23 protein-coding genes are annotated in these 25,519 nt (G+C 63.1%); 8 read left to right on the plus strand and 15 right to left on the minus strand.

All coding sequences use genetic code 11. The features are described from left to right. Window positions 1-10 precede the first annotated feature (10 nt). Together D8W71_RS25655 and D8W71_RS25660 are read right to left on the minus strand one after the other, a co-directional pair. A complete protein-coding gene (locus tag D8W71_RS25655; protein ID WP_153275433.1) occupies window positions 11-808 on the minus strand; it encodes a GNAT family N-acetyltransferase in 798 nt (265 codons plus the stop codon). Window positions 809-843: 35 nt separating this feature from the next. Then, complete coding sequence (locus D8W71_RS25660; protein WP_121117781.1) at window positions 844-1,272, minus strand: Lrp/AsnC family transcriptional regulator; 429 nt, start codon at window positions 1,270-1,272, stop codon at window positions 844-846. A 135-nt stretch (window positions 1,273-1,407) separates the two neighbouring features. Here D8W71_RS25660 and D8W71_RS25665 point away from each other — a divergent pair, with 135 nt between their 5' ends. Continuing rightward, complete coding sequence (locus D8W71_RS25665) at window positions 1,408-2,229, plus strand: arginase family protein (protein WP_201265195.1); 822 nt, start codon at window positions 1,408-1,410, stop codon at window positions 2,227-2,229. A 91-nt stretch (window positions 2,230-2,320) separates the two neighbouring features. Here the strand turns inward: D8W71_RS25665 and lpdA are convergent, their stop codons facing one another. Genes lpdA through D8W71_RS25680 form a run of 3 tightly spaced genes read right to left on the minus strand, consistent with a single transcriptional unit; the run spans window position 2,321 to window position 5,390 of the window. Next, window positions 2,321-3,736: a dihydrolipoyl dehydrogenase gene (gene lpdA / locus D8W71_RS25670; RefSeq protein ID WP_121117785.1), complete on the minus strand. Its 1,416-nt coding sequence runs from the start codon at window positions 3,734-3,736 to the stop codon at window positions 2,321-2,323. A gap of 2 nt (window positions 3,737-3,738) precedes the next feature. Then, on the minus strand, window positions 3,739-4,734 hold the full coding sequence (locus D8W71_RS25675; RefSeq protein ID WP_442971997.1) for a dipeptidase: 996 nt from the start codon (window positions 4,732-4,734) through the stop codon (window positions 3,739-3,741). Between the two features lie 11 nt (window positions 4,735-4,745). After that, window positions 4,746-5,390, minus strand: a complete 645-nt coding sequence (locus tag D8W71_RS25680; protein WP_121117789.1) for a GAP family protein — start codon at window positions 5,388-5,390, stop codon at window positions 4,746-4,748. A gap of 36 nt (window positions 5,391-5,426) precedes the next feature. Here D8W71_RS25680 and D8W71_RS25685 point away from each other — a divergent pair, with 36 nt between their 5' ends. Continuing rightward, window positions 5,427-7,454, plus strand: coding sequence for a prolyl oligopeptidase family serine peptidase (locus D8W71_RS25685; protein WP_121117791.1), 2,028 nt, complete (start codon window positions 5,427-5,429; stop codon window positions 7,452-7,454). Here the strand turns inward: D8W71_RS25685 and D8W71_RS25690 are convergent. Then, entirely contained in the window at window positions 7,444-8,280 is an 837-nt protein-coding gene (locus D8W71_RS25690; protein WP_121117793.1) for an alpha/beta hydrolase family protein, read from the minus strand. The genes D8W71_RS25685 and D8W71_RS25690 overlap by 11 nt on opposite strands. Before the next feature lie 705 nt (window positions 8,281-8,985). Continuing rightward, window positions 8,986-9,897, minus strand: coding sequence for a polyphosphate kinase 2 (gene ppk2 / locus D8W71_RS25695; protein WP_121117795.1), 912 nt, complete (start codon window positions 9,895-9,897; stop codon window positions 8,986-8,988). Window positions 9,898-10,034: 137 nt separating this feature from the next. On the opposite strand from ppk2, the gene D8W71_RS25700 reads away from it, so the two are divergent. From D8W71_RS25700 to D8W71_RS25710, 3 genes are all read left to right on the plus strand, one after another. Next, window positions 10,035-10,235, plus strand: coding sequence for a PspC domain-containing protein (locus D8W71_RS25700; protein WP_121119925.1), 201 nt, complete (start codon window positions 10,035-10,037; stop codon window positions 10,233-10,235). A gap of 82 nt (window positions 10,236-10,317) precedes the next feature. Beyond that, window positions 10,318-13,596: a BTAD domain-containing putative transcriptional regulator gene (locus tag D8W71_RS25705; RefSeq protein ID WP_121117797.1), complete on the plus strand. Its 3,279-nt coding sequence runs from the start codon at window positions 10,318-10,320 to the stop codon at window positions 13,594-13,596. A 94-nt stretch (window positions 13,597-13,690) separates the two neighbouring features. Continuing rightward, window positions 13,691-15,055, plus strand: a complete 1,365-nt coding sequence (locus tag D8W71_RS25710) for an FAD-binding oxidoreductase (protein ID WP_121117799.1) — start codon at window positions 13,691-13,693, stop codon at window positions 15,053-15,055. Between the two features lie 8 nt (window positions 15,056-15,063). On the opposite strand, the gene D8W71_RS25715 is transcribed toward D8W71_RS25710, so the two are convergent. Next, a complete protein-coding gene (locus tag D8W71_RS25715) occupies window positions 15,064-16,467 on the minus strand; it encodes a glucose-6-phosphate dehydrogenase (RefSeq protein WP_442972066.1) in 1,404 nt (467 codons plus the stop codon). 41 nt (window positions 16,468-16,508) lie between these two features. On the opposite strand from D8W71_RS25715, the gene D8W71_RS25720 reads away from it, so the two are divergent. Further along, complete coding sequence (locus D8W71_RS25720; RefSeq protein ID WP_121117801.1) at window positions 16,509-17,111, plus strand: hypothetical protein; 603 nt, start codon at window positions 16,509-16,511, stop codon at window positions 17,109-17,111. Between the two features lie 10 nt (window positions 17,112-17,121). Here the strand turns inward: D8W71_RS25720 and D8W71_RS25725 are convergent, their stop codons facing one another. Next, window positions 17,122-17,694: an isochorismatase family protein gene (locus tag D8W71_RS25725; RefSeq protein ID WP_121117802.1), complete on the minus strand. Its 573-nt coding sequence runs from the start codon at window positions 17,692-17,694 to the stop codon at window positions 17,122-17,124. Window positions 17,695-17,716: 22 nt separating this feature from the next. On the opposite strand from D8W71_RS25725, the gene D8W71_RS25730 reads away from it, so the two are divergent. Further along, window positions 17,717-18,529, plus strand: a complete 813-nt coding sequence (locus D8W71_RS25730; RefSeq protein ID WP_236077611.1) for an MOSC domain-containing protein — start codon at window positions 17,717-17,719, stop codon at window positions 18,527-18,529. 68 nt (window positions 18,530-18,597) lie between these two features. Here D8W71_RS25730 and D8W71_RS25735 read toward each other — a convergent pair whose 3' ends face one another. From D8W71_RS25735 to aspA, 3 genes are read right to left on the minus strand one after another with little or no spacing between them, the layout of a single operon-like run. Next, a complete protein-coding gene (locus D8W71_RS25735; RefSeq protein WP_121117806.1) occupies window positions 18,598-19,449 on the minus strand; it encodes an asparaginase in 852 nt (283 codons plus the stop codon). 4 nt (window positions 19,450-19,453) lie between these two features. Next, window positions 19,454-20,881, minus strand: coding sequence for an amino acid permease (locus D8W71_RS25740; RefSeq protein WP_121117808.1), 1,428 nt, complete (start codon window positions 20,879-20,881; stop codon window positions 19,454-19,456). A gap of 8 nt (window positions 20,882-20,889) precedes the next feature. Further along, window positions 20,890-22,329: an aspartate ammonia-lyase gene (gene aspA / locus D8W71_RS25745; RefSeq protein ID WP_121117810.1), complete on the minus strand. Its 1,440-nt coding sequence runs from the start codon at window positions 22,327-22,329 to the stop codon at window positions 20,890-20,892. A 192-nt stretch (window positions 22,330-22,521) separates the two neighbouring features. On the opposite strand from aspA, the gene D8W71_RS25750 reads away from it, so the two are divergent. Then, window positions 22,522-23,217 carry a FadR/GntR family transcriptional regulator gene (locus D8W71_RS25750; RefSeq protein ID WP_121117812.1) on the plus strand — a complete coding sequence of 232 codons (696 nt, stop codon included), beginning with the start codon at window positions 22,522-22,524 and terminating at the stop codon, window positions 23,215-23,217. Here D8W71_RS25750 and D8W71_RS25755 read toward each other — a convergent pair. The 3 genes from D8W71_RS25755 to ligD form a co-directional block, all read right to left on the minus strand. After that, window positions 23,214-23,879 (minus strand): hypothetical protein, encoded by a 666-nt coding sequence (locus D8W71_RS25755; RefSeq protein ID WP_121117814.1) that lies wholly within the window; start codon window positions 23,877-23,879, stop codon window positions 23,214-23,216. The two genes, D8W71_RS25750 and D8W71_RS25755, sit on opposite strands and share 4 nt — an antisense overlap. A 242-nt stretch (window positions 23,880-24,121) precedes the next feature. Then, window positions 24,122-24,553 carry a hypothetical protein gene (locus D8W71_RS25760; RefSeq protein WP_153275434.1) on the minus strand — a complete coding sequence of 144 codons (432 nt, stop codon included), beginning with the start codon at window positions 24,551-24,553 and terminating at the stop codon, window positions 24,122-24,124. Further along, entirely contained in the window at window positions 24,550-25,503 is a 954-nt protein-coding gene (gene ligD / locus D8W71_RS25765) for a non-homologous end-joining DNA ligase (RefSeq protein WP_121117818.1), read from the minus strand. The genes D8W71_RS25760 and ligD overlap by 4 nt, the downstream gene beginning before the upstream one ends. Window positions 25,504-25,519: the final 16 nt, after the last annotated feature.

The raw sequence follows: 25,519 nt of genomic DNA on the forward strand, positions 1-25,519 counted from the left end.
CTCTACCGAGCTACTCGAAATTCACAGCAGACGGCTTTCGCGGGTAGATCGGAAAATCCCACATATAGTAGTCGGCTACGTGTGTGAAACCCATGTCGACGTACAGCGGATACCCCGACGATGTTGCCTGCAGAACGGCCAGCCTTGCACCGGCTGCGAAACCGGCTTGGATTGCTTGCTGGGCAATCGCTGCGCCGAAGCCTCGATGCCTGAATCCGCGACGTACAGCAACGAAATACACCCCGACAGTGTCACCTGAGCGCACGCCGATGCTCACCGCCACACACCGGCCGTCGAGCCGGCCAAGACAGAACCAAAAGTCGTCGTCGCTTAGAGCACGCTTGTGCACGATCGGCTTCAACAATGCCGAGTCCATTCGGTAGCCCGCAGCAGCGCAGTCGACGAAGGCTCGGAGATCGGCAAGGTCCGCTGCCGTCGATTGTTCCAGTGGAGTCTCTCTAGGCTGCGCAGCGTTGCCGACCGCCATGGTCATGATCGGGTACAACGGCTCGCGCTCGATGCCACGGAGCGTGGCCAATTCCTGCACTGCGGCACTTGGCCGCTCGCTGACAACGCGCCACATCAGATCGCGTTCCTGAAAGTGTGCAGCAACGGCAGCGACCGCCGCTGTGTCCTGGGTTCCACCAGCCCCACACTGCAGTTGGTTGAAGCCGGCCGCTCGAATGCCCGTGTCGACTATCAGACCACCGGGCACCTCTACGACCGCACCATCGGTGACGCGCGCAAGATGACACCAAAACTCACGGTGGTTGCGGTGCGCCGCTTGAAGGTCTTCGTTCGCCGGCACACCCCAAGTATGGCGCAGCCCTTTTGGTGGCTTCTTCACTGACCTGTGAGGGAATTGATCAGCAGACTGGTTTCCGTATCCATAACCCCGGCGACTGCGCGGATCCGTTCGAGTACCGAATCGAACTCGGCCATCGTCGATGTCCGGAGCTGTACGACCAGATCCCAGGTGCCGAGCGTCGAATGGAGATTGTCGACCTCCGGGAACCCACGTATGGCCCGAACTACATCCTGGCCCAGTTGAGGGCTGCTGCGCACAAGCGTGATGGCTCGGATCGTGTCCCTGTCGATCTCGTCGCTCAATCGAATGGTGAAAGCTTCGATCACACCCGAGCGGGTCAGGCGATCGATGCGCGCCGTGACCGTCGACCTGTTCACCTCGAGCTCTTTCGCGAGGACGGCGACCGGAAGCCGTGAATGTCCACGCAGGAGAGAGATAAGACGGCGGTCCAACTCATCGATCACACAGAAAGCTTAATCGGTGCCAGCAGAACGCACACCACACACCGGTTTCTCCAGCATTTCGATGGTTGCGGCACCACCTTGCCTGTTCCTAGCGTTGTAGGCGACCGCTCGAAACTTCCACCCAGGATGACACTCATGCCAGTTTCGCTCAGCCACTTCGCGGCGCGCGCAGGAGATCACAACGACCGCGCGATGCAAGCGACGCCAGCATTCGCACATGTGCTCAGCGAACGACTGTCCGTAAAGCCCAACGTCATCGGTAAGCCTCAACCGGCTTGTCCTGCCAATTGGGATCGGGAACTTGCCATCGCCCTACCGGCCTTACGGCAAATGTCCGCTCACTACGACCGAATATTGACCGCGGGAATGTCTCCTGTCACCGTATTGAGTAGGTGCGCAGTCGCTTTGGCAACCTTACCGATGATTGCAAAGCACAGACCCGATGCCGCCGTACTGTGGTTCGACGCACACGCAGATCTGAACACGCCGAGAAGTACCACGACTGGCTATCTTGGCGGCCTGGCCCTGTCCGGCCCGCTGGGACACTGGAATTCGGGACTCGGCGGAGGCCTCACCGAACGTCGCACGATTCTCGTTGGAACCCGTGACATCGACCAGCCGGAGCTTGACCTCATCACCGCACGCGACATCAGTCTCGTGCCCGTTGCGTCCGACATGGCAGACAAGCTGAGAAAATTGGTTTCCGGGCGTCCCATCTACATACACATCGACTGCGACGTCCTCGAACCAGGCACGGTACCAACCGATTACGCCGTTCCCGATGGAATGACGCTGATCCAGCTCGAAGAATGCGCCGCCGCCCTGGCGAGCAGTGAAATCATCGGAATCGAGATCGGAGAACTCGAAACGGACGACGCGGACTCCCTCGATGCTGACGGTCCAGCGCGTCTCGTGGCGTCCGCACTCGAGCCGATCTTCCGACGCCTGCCGATGTAACCGGAGGACCACCCTGGCCCCTACAACGAAAACATCCGCCCACAACCGAGATTCAGGTTGCGAACGGATGTTTTCGTTGTGAAAAGACCGATCAGAAGTTGATCATGTGTCCGGCGAGGCCGTGGATGGCCTCCTGCAGCGCCTCCGACAGCGTCGGGTGCGTGTGGACGTTTCGGGCCAGCTCGTTGACCGTCAGGTCCCACTTCTGGGCGAGGGTCAGCTCGGGGAGCAGCTCGGAGACGTCGGGTCCGATGAGGTGTCCGCCCAGCAACTCGCCGTGCTCGGTGTCGGCGATCAGCTTGACGAAGCCGGTGGCGTCACCGAGTCCGTGTGCCTTGCCGTTGGCGGCGAACGGGAAGTTCGCGACCTTGATGTCCGAGCCACGAGCCTGAGCTTCTTCGCGGGCCTGATCCTCGGTGAGACCGAAGCTGGCGACCTGCGGCTGACAGAACGTCGCGCGCGGCATCATGCGGTAGTCGTCGATCGGGAGGGTCTCGGCCCCGCCGATGGTCTCCGCAGCAACAACTGCCTGCGCCTCCGCGACATGCGCGAGCTGCAACTTGGCCGTCACGTCGCCGATCGCGTAGATGTGCGGAACGTTGGTCTGCATCGTGTTCGTGATGCCGATGGCGCCGCGGTCGGTCAGCTCGACGCCGGTCTTCTCGAGACCGAAGCCTTCGACGCGAGGTGCGAATCCGACGGACTGCATCACCTTGTCGACGGTGAACGTCTCACTCTCACCGGACTTGTTGTGCTTGATCTCGACGGTCACCTTGGATCCGTCGTCGTCGATGCTCTGAACGCCGGCACCGGTGATGACCTTGACGCCGAGCTTCTTGTACTGCTTTTCGATCTCCTTCGAGACGTCCTTGTCCTCGTTGGGGAGCGCGCGATCGAGGTACTCGACGATGGTGACGTCGACACCGTAGTTCTTCAGGACGTAGCCGAACTCCATGCCGATGGCGCCCGCGCCGACGATGAGGATGGAACCCGGGAGCTCCTTCGTCATGATCTGCTCTTCGTACGTGACGACGTTCTCGCTCAGCGACGTGCCCGGCAGCAGCTTGGTGGTGCTACCGGTGGAGATGATGGCGTTGTCGAACGTCAACGTCTCGGTGCCGCCCTTGGTGAGCTCGACCTCGATGGTGTTGGCGTCGGTGAAGGTGCCCTTGCCGTCGTACTCGGGGATCTTGTTCTTCTTCATCAAGAAGTGGATTCCCTTGACGCGGCCGTCGGCAACCTTGCGGCTGCGATCGAATGCTGCGCCGAAGTCGAAGGATGCTTCGCCGGAGATACCGAACAACTTCGCCTCTTTGGTGAAGAGGTGCGCAAGTTCGGCGTTACGGAGAAGTGCCTTCGAGGGGATGCAGCCGACGTTCAGGCAGACACCGCCCCAATACTTCTGTTCGATGATGGCAGTGCTCAGTCCGAGTTGTGCCGCGCGGATAGCAGCGACGTACCCACCGGGACCGGCTCCGAGGACAACGACGTCATAGTGTGAGGTCACGATTACCCAGGATAGTCCCGTCCTGTATCACTGTCTCCAGACGGTCCCGTTACCGGCCGGTAGGGTGCTGAGAGCCCCGCGACCCTGCGGAAATTTCCCCCGTACACAGCGGCGATCGCATCGGAGTCCCAGCCGCGTGCGCGCAACATCGACGGCAGGGTGACGACGTCCTCCGGCGGAACCCATTGCAGGGGTCCGTAGCGGGTGTACTCCTCGGAGAACGCCTCGGGATGCAGGGCCAGCTCGAGATTGAAGTCGTCGTGATCGAACGAGTAGTCGGAACCGATTCCGACGTGGTCGATTCCCAACAGTTCGACTCCGTACTCGATGTGGTCTGCCATCGCCGACACTCGGCGCGCGCCTTCGTCCGGACCGTTCGGCCCGAGGAAGATTCCCACGCCGTTGATGCCGACGACCCCTCCGGTTCGCGCGCACTCCACAGCCTGTTCGTCGGTGATGTTGCGCGGATGTGCCCACAGCGCTGCGAAGTTGGAGTGGCTGTAGATCATCGGCGCCTGGGTCGTCGACGCGATGTCCAGTCCGGTCCGGATCGAGCAGTGCGAACCGTCGGCGAGCATTCCCACCCGGTTCATCTCGCGGACGAGCTCGCGCCCGTACGCAGTGAGTCCGGTGTCCTCGGCGTCCAGACAGCCGCAGCCCGCGGCATTGGCCCAGTTGTAGGTCGGCAGCATCGAACGCACGCCGAGGTCGTGGAAATATCGAACATTGTCGACGTCGCCCTCGAGAGGACCGGAGTCCTCCAGATCGAACGCAAGCGTGATCAGGTTCTCCGATTCACCGTCGCCGATCACACTGAAGCGACCGTCGGCCACCGCCTTACGACGGAAATCCGCACACAGCTCCGTGGACACCGCTTTGGAATGGGGCGAGAAACCCACGTTGACCGAGACATAACTACCCAACGGGTACCGAGCCAGCTCGGCGACGTCCGCGCTCGGCACCAAGGGCAGACACGTGTGTTGCTCCCACAACTTCATCTCCGGCATGTTCACACCGACGTTCCCCCCTTGACGATCAGCACGACGGCGACGAGACCGAGCACCACGTAGATGATTGCCGAGCTGTGTTTCACAAGCCACTCTCGCCACGACTGTTGCACCGCCGCAGCGTCTTCGCCCGAACGAGCCAGAACGAGCAGCGGCGTCACCACCCCGAGCGTCGCGACCAGGACCCACAGGACCGCTGCCGCCACCGCTTCTCCACCGCTGAGTTCCAGGAGCGTCAGTTCCGCCACCGCGACAGTGACGAGCATGTAGTTGGGGACCCACAAGCCCAGCACGAATGCCGCAACGGTCCCGAGTCGATCGAGCCCGCGAAGCCACTTCGGGGTGACAGGTTCGGCTCGACGCGCCCTGATCCACAACACCAGCACGAACAGCGCGAGCAGAATCCCCACGACGAGTTCGATCCACGCCGCCAGGTGGCCCGTCGACTTCGCTCGCGGTCCGGGCGGCAAGAGCGTCGCGGCAAGAACCATGACGGTTCCGAGGGCGAGCACGTATCCAGCCGCGTAGGCAGCGAGCTTGGCCGGTCCCCGCTCCGTCGCCGCCAGCAGAAAAGCCGGAACCAGCGACCACGGCCACACCATGACGACGAGACCTACGAGTGCGAACGTCAGCGCATGGCCGGTCATCCTTCGGGACAGTACTGCAGGCGGTAGAAAGAGTGCATGAGCAACACCGAGGATCCCTACCTGTGGCTCGAAGAGGTCACCGACGACACGGCACTCGACTGGGTCCGCACACGTAACGCCGCCACCACCGCATCGCTGGCGGGACCCCAATTCGACGCCGTGGAAGCCCGCATTCGCGAGGTGCTCGACACGGACGCGCGCATCCCGTACGCACGGCGCAGGGGCGACTACCTCTACAACTTCTGGCGTGATGCGACACATGTGCGCGGACTGTGGCGCAGAACGACGATGGAGGAGTATCGCAAGGACGCACCCGATTGGGACGTGCTGCTCGACCTCGATGCCGTCGCGCGTGAGGAAGGTGAGAACTGGGTGTGGAGCGGGGCTCAGGTCCTGCGTCCCGACCAACGCGTCGCACTGGTGACGATGTCACGAGGCGGCGCCGACGCTACCGTCGTACGCGAGTTCGACATCGAGACAAGAACTTTCCGTGATCAAGGGTTTCACCTCGACGAGGCGAAGACGGATATCGGCTACATCGATGCCGACTCGGTGTTCGTCGGAACCGATTTCGGCGAAGGATCTCTGACCGATTCGGGGTATCCGCGTATCGCCAAGCGGTGGAACCGCGGAACACCCCTGTCGGAGGCGAAGACGGTCTTCGAGGGCGAGCCCGGCGACATCTCGATCTCGGCGTGGCACGACAGAACCCCCGGATTCGAACGCGACTTCGTCCAACGGGCAACCGACTTCTACAACGCCGAGTTCTACCTGCTCGACGGCGACAGCCTCACCCGCGTCGAGACGCCGACCGATGCGACGACGTCGGTCCACAAGGAGTGGCTGCTGATACGCACGATGACCGAGTGGACGCCTCGCGAGACTACGTACCCGTCCGGGGCGCTTCTCGCGACGAATTTCGACGCCTTCCTCGCCGGCGAGCGCGACCTGACGGTGCTGTTCGAGCCCGACGCGCACCGCTCGCTGCATCAATTCGCCTGGACCGAGAACCACCTACTCGTCGTCACGCTGGTCGACGTGAGAACCGAACTACGCGTCCTGACACCCGGCCCCGACGGTTGGAACGACCAGCCGCTTCACAACCTGCCCGAGCTGACGTCCATCGAGATCGTCGGCACCGACGGAGAGGAAAACGGCGACGAGTTCTTCCTGTCGTCGAGCGGTTATCTCACGCCCGCCACGCTTCTGTTCGGAACCGTCGGCGGCGACGTGGAGGCGCTGAAACAAGCGCCATCGTTCTTCGACACCGAAGGTCTCACCGTCGCACAACATTTCGCCACCTCGCTCGACGGCACCGCAATCCCGTACTTCATCGTCCGAAAAGAAGACGCTGCCGAACAACCTGGCCCGACGCTTCTGTACGGCTACGGCGGCTTCGATATCTCGCTCACCCCGTCGTACAGCGGTTCGATCGGCCTCGCGTGGCTCGAGAAGGGCGGGACGTACGTCGTCGCCAATATCCGCGGCGGCGGTGAGTACGGACCCGACTGGCATACCCAGGTTCTGCGCGCCGGCAGGCACAAGGTGCACGAGGACTTCGCCGCCGTGGCTCGCGACCTCGTCGAACGCGGGTTCACGACGCCGGCGCAGCTCGGCGCGCAGGGCGGAAGCAACGGCGGGCTGTTGATGGGCATCATGGTGACCAAGTACCCAGAGTTGTTCGGAGCGCTCGTCTGTCAGGTGCCACTGCTGGACATGAAGAGGTACCACCTACTACTGGCAGGGGCGTCGTGGGTCGCCGAGTACGGAGACCCGGAGGACCCCGACGAGTGGGCTTTCATTTCCGAGTACTCGCCGTATCAGAACGTCGTCGGACCGGACGAGAAGAAGTACCCGCCCATTCTCATCGCGACCTCGACCCGCGACGACCGGGTTCACCCCGGCCACGCACGCAAGATGGCAGCCAGGTTGGAGGAAGTGGGCCAGAACGTCAGCTATTTCGAGAACATCGAGGGCGGGCACGGCGGTGCAGCCGACAACGCACAGCTGGCGTTCAAGACTGCTCTGGCGTACCAGTTCCTCTGGAATGCGCTCAGCGCATGAACCATGCCTCGATCTGGTCGACGGTCGTTGACGGCTGACGTATCCATTCGTTGTGACCACGGGGTGCCTCCAGGTGCCGCGTGGTCACCACGGCCCGCGGAAACTTGGCCAACAGGTTCGACATGGACGCACGGGGCGCCAGATCGTCACCGTCGAATGTCAGCGCGAGCACCGGGAGAGTGAGGCGCGATATCCGTTCCTCGTAGTCGATATCCGCTCCCACCGGTTCGATCTTTCCCGAGCGGGCAAAACGGGACCAGTCGTCGATCAGCACTTTGGACTGCCGTCCGAAGCCGCCGATGTCGATCCGGTCGCCGGGCCAGAAGCCGGCAATGTTGCTGGTCAACGACATTGCTGCTGCACCGACGAACAACGATGCACCGCGAGCGACGCCGAATCCTCGGTGATAGGGCGATCCCGACGCTACGAGGATCAGTCCGCCGAGGCGCCCACGGATACGGGACGCGTAGAGCGAGGCGAGCTGTCCGCCCATGCTGTGTCCGAGTGCGTAGGGCGTCGCGTCGGGAAACCGTTCTCTCACGACCTCGAAGATGGCGGGGAAGTCCACCGAGACAAGTTCCTGATAGCCGTATGTGCTGGCCCCGCTCGGTTTGGGCCTACTGTCCCCTTGGCCCCGCAGATCAGCGGTGGCGACGTGGAATCCACGCTCGGCCAAAGCCTGAGCGAACAGAACGTAGTAGCCGCCAGGAATGCCGAGGCCGGGTAGAACCACGATCACAGGTACGTCCGATCGGGGACGCTGGGCTTCGAACAGATTCACCGGGACGGTCGAGCCGTCGGGCATCTGGATCGGCACGGTCTGCACGCGGTAACCCTAGGGCACGCAGAACGGCGCCGATCGAGACCGGGTGACGGTCTGGATCGGCGCCGTGTCGTCTGCGCGCTGCTTCTCGCCTGTCAGGCGATCAGAGCAACGAAGCCTGCGTCTCACTCGAGCCGGCGAGGTCAGCGCTGCCGCTGAGCAGGCCGAAAAGAGCGAGAAGGTCTGTGAGTTCGATCTTGTTCGAAGGCTTGATGGACACCGTTGACGCTCCTTCAATTCGAGGACTATTACCTGGTCGGCAAAGGTTACGTAACGATCACCGCCGGTGTCATTCCTACCAAGCGGATTTCGAATTGACCACGGAATTGCCAGTAAAAAACCTGGCGTCATCGAATCGTCGAATTAACGGGAAGTTCGTTCCGCAGGTGAATACCCGACCACCGTGCCCCGACGCCGCCGGTGGTCGGAGTAGATCAGGCTGCGCTGCCTGCAGTAAGCACGCCGACAATCTGGTCGACGATCGCTTCGACGATGCCTGCGTAGACGCCGTCTGCGATGTCTGTGATGAAATCTGCTGCAGAACCCATGAGAAACTCCTCGAATTTGGAAACGAGCCGATCGATCACGACTCATGTCCTTTTTTACCGCATCAGGCGGCGGTGTCTGCGACGGCCCCGTTAAGTTTTGGAATAAACCTGATGACGACGCCGGACTATAACGGAACAATAACTTGACCCGCCCGCTGGATTACTCTCCGATCACGTCACGCGCTCGCCCCACGAGCAAAGGGTCGGTTTCGCCCACAACTTCCGGGTCTTTGTTCGCGTAGTCGTATTTGTTGAGAATGAAGCGCATGGCGTTGATTCGAGCACGCTTCTTGTCGTTGCTCTTCACGATCGTCCACGGCGCGATATCGGTGTCCGTAGCGCGGAAACTCTCCTCCTTCGCCGCGGTGTACGCGTCCCACTTGTCCAGCGACGCGAGGTCCATCGGCGACAACTTCCACTGGCGGACAGGGTCGACCTGGCGAATCGCGAATCTCGTCCGTTGCTCGAGTTGAGACACCGAGAACCAGAATTTGGTCAGGCTGACGCCGTCATCGACGAGCATCTGCTCGAACAGCGGGGCTTGACGGACGAATCGCGCGTGCTGGTCTTCGCTGCAGAACCCCATGACTCGCTCGACGCCCGCACGGTTGTACCAGGAGCGGTCGAACATCACGATCTCACCCGCCGCGGGCAGATGCTGGATGTAGCGCTGGAAGTACCATTCCGTCGATTCGCGCGCCGACGGCTTTTCGAGTGCGACGACGCGTGCTCCTCGCGGATTCATGTGTTCCATGAACCGTTTGATGGTGCCGCCCTTGCCTGCAGCGTCCCGCCCCTCGAACACGATGACGTGCCGTCGACCGGTTTCCTTGATCCACATCTGCAACTTGAGCAGTTCGATCTGCAGAAGCCGCTTCTCCATGTCGTACTCGGCCCGCGTCATCCGCTCCTGATAGGGATATCCCTCACGCCAGGTGTCCACGACGCGGCCGTCGGGCACGGTCAGCAGGATGGGATCGTCGTCGTCGTTGTCGTCGACGATGAAACCCGACGTATCCGCCAGGTCGACAGCTGTGGCGAGATCGCCGATCGTGCTGAAATCAAGAGTCATGGCGAAAAGCTATCGGCGGACGGGAACGAATCGGTGACGGTTCGGTGAACGGCGGACGACCGGAACAGCCGACTTCAGGGTGAGGATGGGTGATCTACCTGATGTGCCGGGCAGCCCAATTCAGCAGACTTCTATCCATGACATACACGAACGCACCCAAGGAATTCGTCCGCTCCGATTCGCAGAAGATGGTCGCCGGTGTCTGCGGCGGAGTCGCCGAGTACTTCGAGATCGACGCCAACCTCGTGCGAGTACTCACCGTCATCGGCGCCTTCATCTCGGGTGGGACGGTCGCTCTCGTCTACCTCGCAGCATGGATGTTGATGCCCCAGCGCTGAGCCCACCGAGTGAAATCCGCCCCGAGGAGAGTCCTCGGACAGCGGGCGACCGACGGCGGAATTCGATACCCTCACGGGCACTATGACCAGCCCGACGGTGACGATCCGCGCATTCGGGAGCACGCGCGCCCGTGTCGACGGGAATGGCGTCGACCTCGGTAGTCGCGGGCAGCGAGCGGTACTGGCCCGTTTGGTCGCCGCGCGTCGCCGGGTGGTCAGTACCGATCTACTCATCGAGGACCTGTGGGCAGGCGACCCACCGCCGCGGGCGCTCGGCGCACTGCAAGTGCACGTGTCAAACCTTCGCCGCGCGCTGGAACCGAACCGTCCGCCGCGCACGCCCGCGACCGTCCTCGTCAGCGCACCACCGGGGTACGCGCTCGTACTGCCTGACGAGGACGTCGACGTCTGGAAGTTCGAGAGCCTCGTCCAGGCTGGACTCGTCGACGAAGCACTGCAGCTGTGGACGGACGAGCCGTATCGCGAAACGGCGGACACACCGTGGGCGAGCCGGGAGATATCGCGATTGGAGGACCTCCGCCGGGGCGCCGTGGAACGACGCGCCGAAGCGGCGATTCGCGCACGGAAATTCGCCGACGCCGTACCCGATCTCGAGGCCGTCGTGCGCGCCGACCCCGATCGCGAGGAGTCGGTCCGCCTGCTTGCGATCGCGCTCTACCGAAGCGGCAGGCAATCCGATGCCCTGTCGGTATTGCGGACGTCGCGGGAGTATCTGGCTCGTGAGTTAGGTGTGGACCCGTCTCCCGATCTGCGCACGCTCGAAGCCAACATCCTCGCGCATTCCGTCCCGGACGACCGTCCGCCCGCGCCCGAGCCTGCCCGACGGGCTTCCGGGCAGAATGCCAATCGCACCGCCACCAGGACAGATGCCCCAACGCACACCGAGAACGGCCGGCCGGAGGCGCTGCAAACGCTCCTCGACGCAGCCGAATCGACGAATTCCTCGGGACTTCGATTGGCATGGATCGGCGGCGAGGCCGGCGAAGGGAAGAGCACTCTCGCTTCGATGCTGACAGCAGAACTGAGTTCGCGTGGATGGAACGTCGCCTGGGGCCGAACCCCGGAGGTCGAGGGAGCTCCGCCCGCCTGGGCGTGGACAGAAGCACTGACCGCATTGATCGCAGCGGCCGGGATGACCACGTCGGACCGCGCACGTCTCGCGCCGATCCTGCCCGACACACCACACGCCGAAGATGCACCGGCTCAACCGTTCTGGATTGGCAAGTGGGTTGCCGAATACGTCGGTTTCGTCGCCCGTCGCGCTCCGACTGTGATAGTTCTCGACGACATACATCGTGCCGACGCCCTGACCGTGTCGATTCTCCGCCAACTCGCGTCCGACATTCGAGCCGAGCACGTGTTCGTCGTGTCGACCTATCGCGCGTCCGAGATCACCGAGGACCTGACGTCCGCATGGGCGACTCTGGTCGACGTCCCCTCGACACGGCTGGATCTGCGGGGCCTCGACCGCCGCCACATCGCCTCTGTTGCTCGCGGGTTCGGATTGGTCGACATCGACGACGCAGCGCTGGACCTCCTCGCGGAGCGAACCGGTGGCAACCCTCTGTTCGTACGAGAGCTCGTCCGCCTCATCGCGTCGGAGGGACTGTCGACCGCAGTGCACTCCATTCCGACCGGGATCGGAGATGTACTGAGGCGCAGACTTTCTCGCCTCCCCGAACGCACACTGACGACGCTCAGACGCCTCTCGGTTCTCGGTCGTGGCGCGGATCTCGATACCCTCCTGGCCACTACCGGTCTCGACGAGGATCAACTCGTCGACGATCTCGAGCCCGCGGTGCTCGCCGGTTTGCTGACCGAACCGTCGGCCGATCGGGTGGAATTCAGCCACGCGCTCGTGCGGGACACCTTGTACTTCGACCTTCCGCACCTCCGTCGTCGACGGACGCACGCACGTGCATTCGACGTACTTCGTCGCCGCCGAGGCGATCTCACCGCAACCGCTCACCACGCGGCTCTCGGCGCCACCGCATCCACTGCGCGGGAGTGCTCGGCCGTCATCGCCGCTGCAGCCCGGCAGGCCGGAGACCTCGGTTCGCACAAAGAAGCTCTGGAGCTGTGGCTTTCGGCCGTCGAGACCTCGGAACTGGCCGCCCAACCCACCGACGAAGACCGCGTCGAGTTGCTCATCCCGCTGGTGGCATCTCTGGCACGTGCCGCGAACACCGTCGAGGCGAGGGCGCGTCGCGCGGAGGCGATCGCGCTCGCGTCACGCATCGGTGATCGCCGTGTCTTGCTCGACGCCGTGACGTCCTGGCGAGCTCCGGTTATCTGGCACATCAGGGAAGGGCTTGCCGACGAGAGGGTTCTCGGGCCGGTGCGCGGCTTGCTCGCCGATCCCGATACAGGCCGGCTCGATCGTGTTCTCCTGTTGGTGACCTCGGTGTTCGAGGTGGAGGGACTCGACTCGGCGACCGCGAGCGCCCAGGCCCGCGAGGCGGTCGCACTCGCCGAAGAGTGCGGTGATCCTGAAGCGTTGTGCATGGCCCTCAATGCATTCGGATACATCGCATTCGGACCGGACCACGACTCCGAACGGCTTCCTCGGGCGAGGCAATTGCTGTCCGTCGCAACCGACAACGGCCTCGCCGAGTATCAAGCCTTGGCCCACTTCCAACTGTTCCTCGCCTGCAATTCGACGGTGGATCTGGTCGGTGCACGCAGCCATGTCAGAGAAGCCGTGCGGTACGCCAGCGGTAGCGCACTGACTCAGCTGCTCGGAGTGCTGTCGATCTTCGGTGCGCTCATCGACGTCGTGGCCGGCCGATACGAGGCGGCCAGAGCTCGATACGACGCCGTCGCCGACTACATGGACGAACAGGGAAGCTCGCACGGATTCGAGATCCGGTACATCGGCCGCCTCGCGGTCGCAATCGCGACGGACTCGTACGAAGACATACTCCCTGACCTGGAGTCACTGGACCGTGGGCTTCCTGTGAGTGTTCGGAACGCCTGGACGCTCGCTCTCGCTCGCAGCGGTGATCTGAAACGAGCGCGCGAAGTGTGGAAGAACACCGAGCCCTACCAGCGTGATTACTACTGGCGGGGCATGACCGCACTGCGCGCGCACGCCGCAGCCGCGCTGGGTGACGTTGAGGTATGCCGCACCTGCTACGACGAACTACTGCCTTTCGCCGGCACGTTGGCAGGGGTCGACAGCGGGTCCCTGTACTGCGGTCCGGTCGACGCCGCACTCGCCGTCGCTGCAGAACTACTCGAGCTCGACTCAGCGACGCAACACCGCGTTTGCGCCGATCGTTTGGTGCAGTCGACGAAGGTGCTGCTCGCGGAACCCGGGTGGATCGAGCAGGCCGAGTAGGTCCTCCAAGAGTTCTCCAAGTTGGCTCCAATCGGCCGATGGTCTGCTTCTCGTCACGAGAACGAACACCGCCGAACAACGAAGGAACTTGCAGATGACCACCACCGAAAGCAACACCGTGCTCGCGGCCCTCGATGCGGCCACCCGCGGGGCAGTCCTCGAACCGGGAACAGCCGAGTACATCGTCGAGGCGACCGGTTTCAATGTGGCCGTCGACCATCAGCCAGCGGCCGTCGTCGTCGCAGCAGATGCCGCCGATATCGCCGCAGTCGTGCGGATAGCGAGCGCCGCGGGATTGAAGGTAGCGGTCAAGTGCACCGGCCACAGCGCCGACGCAACCGGCCCCGACACCATCCTCGTCTGTACCCGCGCTTTGCGGACACTGACCGTCGACCATCACGCCCGGACGGCAACTATCGGCGCGGGAATCGTCTGGCAAGAGGTGCTCGATGCGGCTGCGCCGTTCGGTCTCGGCGCGCTCGCCGGTTCGTCGACCACGGTCGGCGCCGTCGGCTACACCCTCGGTGGTGGTCTGAGCCCGATCGGAAGAACCTACGGTTTCGCGGCCGACCATGTTCGCAGCATCGAGGTGGTCACCGCTGACGGCGTGGCGCGACGCGCGGACGAGCACCAGAACGCCGACCTGTTCTGGGCATTGAGGGGAGGTGGGTCCGCCTTCGGAATCGTCACTGAAGTCGTCGTGGACTTGTTCCCGCTTCAAACAGTGCTCGGAGGCGGAATCTTCTACGACATCACGGACGCACGAGCGGTGGTCGAGGCGTGGCGGCTGTGGGTTTCGACGGTCCCGGAATCGGTCTCGACGTCCGTCGCGATCCTGCACCTGCCGCCGATGCCCGAGCTTCCCGAACCACTGCGCGGGCGCACTGTGCTTCATCTGCGGTTCACACACGTCAGCAACACCGAGGACGGTTGTGCGTTACTGGCACCGATGCGTGCGCTCGCCCAACCGATCATGGACACCGTGGGTGAGATCCCGTTCGCCGCGCTTGCCTCGGTGCACATGGATCCGACCGATCCCATGCCTGCCATGGAACGCGGACTTCTGTTGAACGAGTTGACCGACGAGGGGCTCGAGATCTTCATGACGGCGGCCGAGATGCCATTGGCCGTCGCCGAGCTCCGCGCGATGGGCGGAGCGCTCTCGCGTGGGCCGGCGATCGACAATGCCGTCGGCGGCCGCCAGGCGGCGTTCAACCTCCTCGGAATCGGGGTTTTGGTACCCCCGATCGCGGACATGGTGCCGGGAGTTCTCGACGCCTTCGTCGACCGCTTCGAGCCCTGGAGCGGCGGAGCGTTCATGAACATGGCAGGCGCTGCGTCCGGTACACCCGCCGATCGAGTGCGGCTGGGGTGGGACGCGGCCACGCGAGATCGACTCGACGCCATCCGCGCATCGGTCGATCCGCAGCGCGTCTTCGCTGCCGCAGCTCGCTGGTGACGCGTGCGTCAGCGCACCAACCAACCGCACGGCGCGGCGAGGTCCTCGGCTTCCTTCGGGCCCATGGACCCACCCTCGTAGAACTCGACGGCGGGCGGGTTGTCCAGTAGCGGTGCCGCGACTTCCCAGACGTGGGCGAGTCCGTCCGGTCTGGTGAACAACGAACGGTCGCCGTTCAACACATCGAGGATCAGGCGCGAATACGGCGAGAGCGGTTCGGCGTCCGGAACGTCCGGGAGCGGCAGTGACAGATGCCCGACGGACAGATCGAAATCGGGACCCGGTTCCTTCACCGTCACCGCGAAGTCGATGGCGCCGTTGCCGGACAGATCGAATGTCAGCGCGGCACCGCCCGCGGGAAGCTCGGTCAGCGGACTGTTCGCGGGCTTCTTGAACACCAACGACACCCGTTGGGCGCTGACACCCAACATCTTTCCGGTCCTCAGGAGGAACGGCACCCCGCGCCAGCGATCGGTGTCGACCCACAGCTTCGCGGCGACGAAAGTGTCGACCGTCGAGTCGTCGGCGACGCCCTCGACGTCGCGGTAGCCGTTGTACTGCCCGAGAACGACCTCGGAGGTGTCGATCGGCCGAAACGACCCGATGACGGTTTCGCGAGCGGACTGGAGATCGTCGGCGTTCATCGATGCCGGCGGTTCCATCGCGATCTCCGCGGCAACCTGGAACAAGTGGGTGACGAGCATGTCGAGGACAGCACCGGTGCTGTCGTAGAACTCGGCCCGATCGTCGATGTTCAGCGTTTCCGGCACGTCGATCTGCACCTGCTCGACGTGCTCGGCGTTCCACACTCCGTCGACCATGCCGTTCGCGAACCGCAACACATGCAGATTCTGTGTCGCTTCTTTGCCGAGAAAGTGATCGATCCGATAGATCTGCTTTTCGTCGAGGACGTCGTGCACAGCTTTGTCCAGCTGTACGAACGCCTTCTGCGACGTGCCGAACGGCTTCTCGTAGACCACTCGCGCTCCCTCGGCGAGACCGTGTGCGCCGAGGGCCGCGGTGTAGTCCTCGAACGCACTCGGCGGCAGGGCTATGTAGTGCACGAGCTGGGCGTCACCGATGTCCTTCTTGCCCTCCTCGATCACGTCGACGAGCCTGCCCGGATCGTCGACGGTGAAGCCGTTGCCTGCAAACCTGATTCGCTTCGAGAAGTCGTCCCACACCTTGTCCTCGAGGTCGGGTCCGAATTCCTTCAACGCGTCGCGGACGTGCTCGCGGAACTCGTCGACGGGGGTGTCGTGACGGCCGTTTCCGACGAGCAGCCACTTCTCGGGCAGCAGGCCTTCGACGTGAAGTTGATAGAACGACGGGAGGACCATCCGCTTCGCCAGGTCACCGGTCGCACCGAACAGAACGAAGATCGTAGGTTGCAAAGACGCCATGGATTCCATCATGCCCCGACTTCGCCCACTCCGTGGTTACAGTCGGTGTGATGGGAAGGTCACGGTTTCACGGGGAGATATTCGGGATAGGCACCGCATCAGGCGTGCGCGTGGTGATCGGACATTGGACGCGCTCGCCGCTCGGTGAATTCACCGACGTCATGGTCCAGTTCGCGGGCGGCCATCGACTCCTGCTCGCTCCCAACGACGAGGTCCGCGAATTCGTCACGGCCACGTACACGTTCGACGAGGTCTACCTGACCCCCGTCGACTTCACCCGCCACGGGAATGCCGTCGAAGTCGAGGCCGACGACCTCCGAGTGACGCTGTCGACAGGACGGCCGACACTGCTCGGACGGATGTTGAACCTGATGCCCGCTGCGGTCGTGACCGCCCCCTGGTTCTGCCGAATCTCCGACCCGATCGCGCGCGTCGTACTGCGCGGCGTCCGCACCCGAGGAAGCGCAGGCAACGACCGCCGCGAGTATTACGGGGCTCGTCACCAGCACCGCATCACCGAAGTCGACGCCACCTGGCGAGGGGAAGATCTCGGCCACCTGACGCCCGTCACTCCCCCGGTGACCTTCGGCTTCGGCAGCACGCCCGCGGCCCCGTCGGTCACCTCGATCACGACGACGATCGATACGCCCTAGAAGCAGCGCTTCACTCCACCTCGGCGCCGGCGTCGGACAGTTCCTTCAAGGTTGCGTCCGACGTCTCTGGATCGACGCCGGCAATGAAGCCGGTCAGAACGCGTACCGTCAGGCCGGCAGCGATGGCGTCCAGTGCAGATGCCCGCACGCAGTAGTCCGTCGCTATTCCGACGACATCGACGTCCGTCACCTCGTTGCGGGCCAGCACTTCCTGAAGCGTGCGGCCCTCGTCCGTGGAACCCTCGAACGCCGAGTACGACGGCTTGCCCTGGCCTTTGAACACGTGAACATCCACCGAACCCGTGGCGAAGTCGGGGTGGTAATCGGCGCCAGGAGTTCCGGCAACACAGTGAACCGGCCAGGTCGTGGTGAAGTTCGGTGGCTCGGTGGTCGCGAAGTGCCCACCGTTGTCGCTGTCGGCGTCGTGCCAGTCACGAGAGGCGACGATGACGTCGTACGCGTCACCTTCACTTGCGAGCAGTCCACTGATTCTGCGCGCCACCTCGCCTCCGCCGTCGACACCGAGCGCGCCGCCCTCGGTGAAATCGTTCTGAACATCGACTACCAGAAGTGCCCGTGTCATAAGCCCCAGTATCCTCGATTGCGTGACTGCGACGGTATCCGAGTTGGTGTACTACCCAGTCAAAGGCTGCGCGGGTCACTCGACGCAGTCCGCACGGATGACCGAGCGGGGGTTGGAGCATGACCGCGAATTCATGATCGTCGACGAGGACGGGTCCTTCCGCAGTCAGCGAAGAGACCCGGTTCTGGCACTCGTCACGCCCTCGATCGACGGCACTGCGCTGACGTTGCGTCACTCCGACTTCGGTTCGGTGAGCGTCGCAATCGACCGCACGTCACCGGCCCGCGACGTCACGATGTTCGGTCGTCCCTTCCGCGGCGTCGATCAGGGTGACGATGTTGCAGCATGGTTGAGCGAGGTCGTCGGCGAACGGTCACGGCTGGTTGTGGTTCCTACCGAATTCGAGCGAGTGACGGACGGGATCGCCCCCGGCACAGCAGGTTTCGCAGACAGTTCGGCGGTGCACATACTGTCCGAGTCGACTCTCACCGATCTGAACTCTCGACTCGAACACGCGCTTCCGATGAACAGGTTTCGGCCCAACATCGTCGTTGCCGGTTGGGACGAGCCGCACACCGAGGACCTGGTGCGGGACATCTCGGTCGGCGAAACCGAGTTGACCTACACGAAACTCGCCATCCGTTGCCCCGTCACCACCGTCGACCAAGCCCGCGGCGAACGCGACGGCCGCGAGCCGCTCCAGACACTCGCCACCTACCGAACGGCCCGGCAGAAGGGCGTCGCCTTCGGATCGAAGTTCACCGTTCTCCGGGGCGGAAATCTCTCTGTGGGCGACTCGGTGCACGTCGCCAGCTTGGACGAGTCGGAACTGTAGGCGGGAATTTTGCTCCACTATCGGGCGGAATCGGCGGAATCCCGTCGATCTCGCGCGATAATGGAGGATTACTCCCGGCTTGCGATCTGCACCGCGAGCAGCACCCTCGCCTGACCGGCTCGCAGCAGCGGGGAGAACACCGCACCGGCGTCGACGAGGTCCGCGCCGCCTCCCCCGCCGCCGTAGGTGGGTTCGATGGCTCCGACCGGCACGCGCGTTGTGACCACCACTGGAACACCGCAGGACTTCACGGCCGCCACGATTTGCTGGTTGGTGTTGCCGGAACCAGTTGCTTCGAGGACTATCCCTTGTGTACCCGCCGCCACGTATGCGTCGATGGCTACCGCATCCGCACCTGGGTAGAGCGCCACAATGTCCACGCGTACCCCCGCAATATTTTTGCGCGGCAACACAACTCGCGGCTCTCCGGAACTCAGGAACGCATTCAGGTCCGATGTGTGCCACTTGGTCAAACCCCGCGCGGGGAGCACTTTCCCGCCGAATGCCACGAGGACGCCGCGACCTGCGTTCACGGGATCCGATACTGCGGCGAGGGACGCAGCAACGTTGGACGGGCCGTCGGGCGCATCGTGATCTGCTGTTCGCTGTGCACCGGTGAACACGACCGGCCGCGGGTCGCCGTGGAAGAGGTCTACGAGCAATGCCGTTTCCTCCATCGTGTCCGTACCGTGCAGAACCACGACGCCTGAACATGCTGGATCCGCCAGCGCGTCGAACACCGCAGCGACGATGGCGTCCATATCTGCGAAGTCGAAACTGGAGCTGTCCTTGGACATCAGCTCGCGCGTCACGACCTTGTCGGCGATGTCGAATCTCGCCGACCCAGGACGAGAGATGCCGTCTGAGCCACGACTACTTGCGATGGTTCCGCCGGTAGTCAGTAGAACAATGTGAGACAAGCCGTCACACCTCTCGATTGTCGGCCAAGGCACGAATCCTGCTGCGGCACATGAACCAACCACCGACCAGCAACGGTGCGATGATCAAGATCGACGCGATGGTCCAGGTGCCGACCGGTTTGTCGAAGGCCATCAGAACGAGCACGGCCAGGAGAAAGCCGAGAGTCGCGATGCCAGTGTAGGGCGCGCCGAACATGCGGAACTTCGGCCTGGTGACAGCTCCAGAGCGGGAGAGCGACCAGAACTTCAGCTGACACAGAATGATCACCGCCCATGCGCTGATGATACCGAGGGCCGCGAGATTCAAGACGATCTCGAAGGCCTGTGCCGGGACTGCTGCGTTGAGGCCAACTCCGGCCAGGGCAACCAACGCTGTCAACGCGATACCGCCGTACGGCACGCCTGCTTTGTTCATTCGAGCCGCGAACTTGGGAGCAGATCCGGCCACTGCCATCGAATGCAGAATACGTCCGGTGGAATACAGACCGGCGTTGAGCGAAGACAGTGCAGCAGTGAGCACGACGAGGTTCATGATCGCATCGGCACCCTGTACGTCGATCGCTCCGAAGAACGTGACGAACGGACTTTCTCCTGCGTGGTATGCGGTGTACGGAAGCAGAAGCGAGAGCAGCAGAACCGATCCGACGTAGAAGATCAGAATTCGGACGATGACGGTGTTGATCGCCTTCGGAATTACCTTTTCCGGGTCGGCCGTCTCGCCTGCTGCGGTGCCGACCAATTCGATCGAGGCGTAGGCGAACACGACGCCCTGGATCACGACGATGGCCGGAAGAAGTCCGTTCGGAATCAGGCCTCCGTTGTCGGTGATGATGCTCAATCCCGGAGACTGTCCGTCGATCGGGGTTCCGAAGATGACGTAGTACACGCCGACCGCGAGGAACGTCACGAGCGCGATGACCTTGATGAGCGCGAACCAGAACTCCAGCTCGCCGAACACCTTCACCGACACCAGGTTCAATCCGAGAACGACGAGCAATCCGATCAACGCGAACACCCATTGGTCCACGTTTCCGAGCGGCGCCCAGTACTTCTTGAAAAAGTTCATGTACAGCGCGACGGCGGTGACGTCGACGACCGCCGTCATCGCCCAGTTCATCCAGTAGAGCCAGCCGGCAGCGAAGGCCATCTTCTCGCCGAAGAATTCACGTGAGTACGACACGAAGCTGCCCGAGGAGGGCCGATGCATGACGAGCTCGCCGAGAGCACGAAGGATGAGGAACGCGAAGAACCCGCACAACGCGTACACGAGAACCAAAGCGGGCCCCGAGTCGTGCAGCCTGCCACCGGCGCCCATGAACAGACCGGTTCCGATGGCGCCGCCGATCGCGATCATCTGAATCTGTCGGGGCTTCAAAGACTTTCGGTAACCGAGATCTTCAGCCGAAGACCTCCGTTGATTGTCGACTGTCATGGGTGTACCTACCTTGTCGAAGTTTCGGGGGCATCTGCGTGCTCGGTGGGAGTGACGCGCAAATTCGCGAGATGTTGCGGACTGAGGAGACGATCGAGTTCGTCGCGGGCGAGGAGCTTCTTCTCGAGTACGAGATCGACGACGTTGCGCCCCGTGAGCAGCGCTTCCTGCGCAATGGCGGTGGATTCGACGTAGCCGAGGTACGGGCTGAGGGCAGTCACCAGACCGATAGAGTTTTCGACGCGCTCGCGGAGGAGGTCGACGTTGGCTGTGATCCCGTCGACGCATCGGCTGGCAACCGTGCGGCACGCGGCGCCGAGGTGCGCCATGCCCTCCGAGAGCGACTTGACGATGATCGGTTCGAACGCGTTCAGCTGCAGCTGACCGGCCTCTGCAGCCATGGTGATGGTCACGTCGTGTCCGATGACCTCGTACGCCACCTGGTTCAGAACCTCGGGAATGACCGGGTTCACCTTGCCCGGCATGATCGACGAACCTGCCTGCATCGCAGGAAGATTGATCTCGTTCAATCCTGCGCGTGGGCCTGAGGACAGCAATCTGAGATCATTGCATATCTTGGACAGTTTGACCGCAATGCGCTTGAGAACCCCGGAAAGATGTACGAACTGGCCGACGTCCTGCGTCGCTTCGATCAGATCCGTTGCCGTGACGAGAGGAAGCCCGGTCTTGCGACGCAGGTGCTCACACGCTGAGGCCGTGTAGCCCACGGGTGCATTCAGGCCGGTACCGATTGCCGTTGCGCCGAGGTTGATTTCATGTACGAGCAGTGCTGCCTCTTCGAGTCGCGAGCAGTCCTCGTCGATCATGATTGCGTAGGTGCCGAACTCCTGACCGAGAGTCATGGGCACAGCGTCTTGCAACTGCGTGCGGCCCATCTTCACGACGGTCGCGAACTCGGTTGCCTTGCGGCGGAACGCGTCGCGCAGGAACTTCATCGCGTCGATGAGTTCGTGTGCTGCGAAGATTGTCGCGACGTTGACGGCCGTCGGGTAGACATCGTTCGTCGACTGGCTCGCATTGACGTGCTCGTTGGGGTGCAGGTGACTGTAATCGCCATGGCTGTAGCCGAGGATCTCGAGCGCACGGTTCGCGATCACCTCGTTCGCGTTCATGTTGGTCGACGTACCAGCCCCGCCCTGAATGACATCGACGACGAACTGGTCGTGCAACTGACCGTCGAGAATTTCCTGGCACGCTTGACGGATCGCCTCACTACGGGTGGCGTCGAGAATGCCGAGCTCCTCGTTGGCTGCGGCGGCCGCCCACTTGACCGCGGCCAGACCGCGGATCAGATGAGCGTTGGTCGAGATCGGCCTGCCCGTGATGGGAAAATTCTCCAGTGCGCGCAGGGTGTGGATGCCCCAGTACGCGTCGGCTGGTACTTCGCGCTCGCCGAGAAGGTCCTTCTCGACACGTGTGGCGACCACTGTTTGCTCCCTGGTTCGTTGCGATGCCGTCTGGTTGTCCGGCTGTCTGACAGGTTAGAGTGTGAACCAAGACACGTCTGCCGTCAACCCTCGCTCCCTGTCACCAGGCTCGACTCCTGCCCCATCCAGTCATTCCGCAGGCTCCACTCCTGCCGCTTGACTGTTGCGCTCGCAAAAGAGGACGATCGAGACATGAGCCTGTCGGACAGCTGGGCGGTCAGGCAGCCGACCGTGACGAGGTTGAGCGCCGCCGAAGCCGTGTTCGAGGACATCCGCGACGCGATCGTCTCGGGTCAGATCGCCGTCGGCGACAAGCTGCCCGCCGAATCCGCACTCGCCACCCGTCACGGCGTGTCTCGTTCGGTGATCCGCGAAGCTCTTCGGTCGTGCACCGCGCTCGGATTGACCGAAACCAAAACAGGGCGCGGCACATTCGTCGTTCGAGATCGCGTCACCGGTGATCTCGACATCGGCAACTACGAAGCCCGCGAACTGATGGAAGCTCGTCCGCACGTCGAAATTCCCTCGGCCGGATGGGCCGCCGAACGCCGAACCGACGACGACCTTGCGGTTCTAGAAGGCCTCACCGACGAGATGCGTAGCGAGGACGACCACCAGGCCTGGGTCCTGCTAGACGGACAGTTCCACACAGCCATTGCGCGCGCCAGCAAGAACCGTGTGTTCGAGGCGATCATCGTCGACATCCGAGGCGCACTGACCCGCCAATCGGAGACCCTGAACCTCGTCGCACACCGTCAACAGAAGTCCAACGTCGAGCACGACCTCATCGTCGCGGGTATCCGGTCGGGCAACTACCAACAGGCCGCCGACGCCATGGCCGCTCACCTCGACGCTGTCCGCGGCGCTGTGGAGTCGCTACGCCGCTAGCCCCAACTCTCGTTCCAGTCCCGTGCAAACATGAAGGCGCCCTCGGTTCCCCAGCAGGTGACGCCGAACATCTCGTCCGATTCGCACACCACACCGACCGCGGACAGCACCTGACCGTACTCGAGCACCCGGGGCTCGTTAGCCGTGTAGATGCCCTGCGTAGTGCAAATGTGTTGCGCACCGCCCTCGTTGACCCGCACGGCATACTTGTCGTTCTCGGCATTGGTGCAGGTACGGCCCTCGGCCGGCGCGACCGAAGTCTCGGCCTGGCAACCCACCTGGCCCGCAGGTGATCCCCCAGCCCAGATTCCGCACTGAACATTGCCCGACGGCGTGGTGAAGTTGTACTGATAGAGATCGGTCGCGAACAGTTCCGGATCGACGTTTCCGGAATCCAGGCCGGGTCGGGGCTGGTTCCACGGGAAAAGATCCGACACTTCCTCAGGTGTCCGTGTCGTAGGTGACACCGGGGCATTCTGCTGGGGCTCGGGTGTCGCCACGGATTGAGTCGCCGATTGCGGCGGCGGCGCTGCTGCCACCGTCGCGGAAACGGCCGGGGTTCCGGTCGCCGTATCACTGACGGAACCTCCGCTGGAGCAGGCGTTTACAGCGAGGACAGCAGACAATGCAGCGAATACAGCAGCGCTCCGAGCGACGGACATCAATTCTCCTCGTCCCGAGCCGGCCGGGGCGCCGTCTCGTCTACCAGTCCTATCGGTCTGCTTTACGAGGGCATTAACTGGTCCGGGGTAACGATGGAGACTCGAATCGGTTACTCCTCATGGTTCCGTCAGCCCTTCCCGCTCGTCCCGCTTGGCCCACCAAATTCGCCGAGATCGAAGTTATGTACGGTTTTCGGCGGAAATCGGTGCACAACTTCGATCTCGGCGTCAGGATTCCGGCGTCACGGAAGATCGCGGATATCCGCAACCCATCCCCACCGCGCGGGCCGCACGGAGGTAGTACGGATGCGCTGCGACCATCGCCGCCCGGGCGGGTTCGACGCCGAGATAGCGGCACGCCCGCTCGTACACCGCCGGTGATCGCCACACTGTCGAAGGTCACCTGGGATGCTGATGTCGAGGTCCACGCACACCTTCGCCAGCCCATCGACGTACGCGCCCTGCACCGAATGCCATTCGTCTGTTGACTGTTTCAGATCCGACTCTCGCTCGAAGTAGTCGCGTCGCCAGGCGCGAACAATATCGCCGACCTGCACGTCCGCTGTCGTATATCTCGCCAGCGCTTCCGCCACGGGTGTGTAGAAATCCATCAACGTGCCTTGCACGTCGAAGATGTGCGCGTCGTACTGCACGCGGCCCCCTCCCCTGCTCACTCTTCCGGTTCCTTCAACCCTTCACGCTCGTCGCGCTCGGCCCATTCGAGCAACGGATCGATCGAGAAGACAGCGTCGTCGATCCCCGCATGCAGATCCCCGAGTTCGGCGAACCGCTTCGGCACCGTGAAGATGGTGAAGTCCCGCGGTTCGACGGCGGCCACCTCGTCCCACGAGATCGGTGTCGACACTGTCGCTTCCTGATTTCCCCGCACCGAATAGGCGCTGGCGATGGTGTGGTCGCGCGCGTTCTGGTTGTAGTCGACGAACAGCTTTGTCGGATCACGGTCCTTACGCCACCAGGTTGTGGTCACGTCCTCTGGCGCACGCCGTTCCACCTCGCGCGCGAACGCCAGAGCGGCGCGGCGGACATCCTTGAACCCGTGATCCGGAGCGATACGCACGTAGATGTGAAGACCGTGTCCACCGGAGGTTTTCGGCCAACCGACAGCGCCCAGGTCCTCGAGAACCTCCTGCACGACACCGGCTACACGCCGAACTCGATCGAACGGGCAGTCTGGCATCGGGTCGAGGTCGATGCGCCACTCGTCGGGCATCTCCACGTCGGCGCGGCGACTGTTCCACGGATGGAATTCGACGGTGGACATCTGCACGGCCCAGGCCACGTGCGCCAACTCCGTCACGCACAGCTCGTCGGCGGTGCGGTTGTAACGCGGAAACGTCACCTGCACGGTCTCGAGCCACGGCGGCGCTCCGTTCGGTACTCGCTTCTGGTGCACCTTGTCGCCGGCGAGGCCCTTGGGGAAACGGTGCATCATGCACGGACGCTCCCGCAGCGCGCGCACGATACCGTCGCCGACACTCAGGTAGTAGTTCACCAGATCCAGCTTGGTGGCACCGCTCTCGGGGAAATACACCCGATCGGGATTGGAGATGCGGACTACGCGGTCACCGACCGGTAACTCGATCGACGGAGAGCTACTGGCCATGGGTTCGAGCGTAAGC

Source organism: Rhodococcus sp. P1Y (assembly GCF_003641205.1).
Lineage (GTDB): Bacteria > Actinomycetota > Actinomycetes > Mycobacteriales > Mycobacteriaceae > Rhodococcoides.

What these genes read in the sequence shown, in the direction of transcription:
- D8W71_RS25665 (WP_201265195.1), top strand. Translation starts at nt 1,408, where the DNA reads ATGCCAGTTTCGCTCAGCCACTTCGCGGCGCGCGCAGGAGATCACAAC.
- D8W71_RS25705 (WP_121117797.1), top strand. Translation starts at nt 10,318, where the DNA reads ATGACCAGCCCGACGGTGACGATCCGCGCATTCGGGAGCACGCGCGCC.
- D8W71_RS25755 (WP_121117814.1), bottom strand. Translation starts at nt 23,879, where the DNA reads ATGTCCGTCGCTCGGAGCGCTGCTGTATTCGCTGCATTGTCTGCTGTC.
- D8W71_RS25685 (WP_121117791.1), top strand. Translation starts at nt 5,427, where the DNA reads ATGAGCAACACCGAGGATCCCTACCTGTGGCTCGAAGAGGTCACCGAC.
- ligD (WP_121117818.1), bottom strand. Translation starts at nt 25,503, where the DNA reads ATGGCCAGTAGCTCTCCGTCGATCGAGTTACCGGTCGGTGACCGCGTA.
- D8W71_RS25740 (WP_121117808.1), bottom strand. Translation starts at nt 20,881, where the DNA reads ATGACAGTCGACAATCAACGGAGGTCTTCGGCTGAAGATCTCGGTTAC.
- D8W71_RS25675 (WP_442971997.1), bottom strand. Translation starts at nt 4,734, where the DNA reads ATGAAGTTGTGGGAGCAACACACGTGTCTGCCCTTGGTGCCGAGCGCG.
- D8W71_RS25720 (WP_121117801.1), top strand. Translation starts at nt 16,509, where the DNA reads ATGGGAAGGTCACGGTTTCACGGGGAGATATTCGGGATAGGCACCGCA.
- D8W71_RS25715 (WP_442972066.1), bottom strand. Translation starts at nt 16,467, where the DNA reads ATGGAATCCATGGCGTCTTTGCAACCTACGATCTTCGTTCTGTTCGGT.
- D8W71_RS25700 (WP_121119925.1), top strand. Translation starts at nt 10,035, where the DNA reads ATGACATACACGAACGCACCCAAGGAATTCGTCCGCTCCGATTCGCAG.
- ppk2 (WP_121117795.1), bottom strand. Translation starts at nt 9,897, where the DNA reads ATGACTCTTGATTTCAGCACGATCGGCGATCTCGCCACAGCTGTCGAC.
- D8W71_RS25710 (WP_121117799.1), top strand. Translation starts at nt 13,691, where the DNA reads ATGACCACCACCGAAAGCAACACCGTGCTCGCGGCCCTCGATGCGGCC.
- D8W71_RS25725 (WP_121117802.1), bottom strand. Translation starts at nt 17,694, where the DNA reads ATGACACGGGCACTTCTGGTAGTCGATGTTCAGAACGATTTCACCGAG.
- D8W71_RS25680 (WP_121117789.1), bottom strand. Translation starts at nt 5,390, where the DNA reads ATGACCGGCCATGCGCTGACGTTCGCACTCGTAGGTCTCGTCGTCATG.
- D8W71_RS25750 (WP_121117812.1), top strand. Translation starts at nt 22,522, where the DNA reads ATGAGCCTGTCGGACAGCTGGGCGGTCAGGCAGCCGACCGTGACGAGG.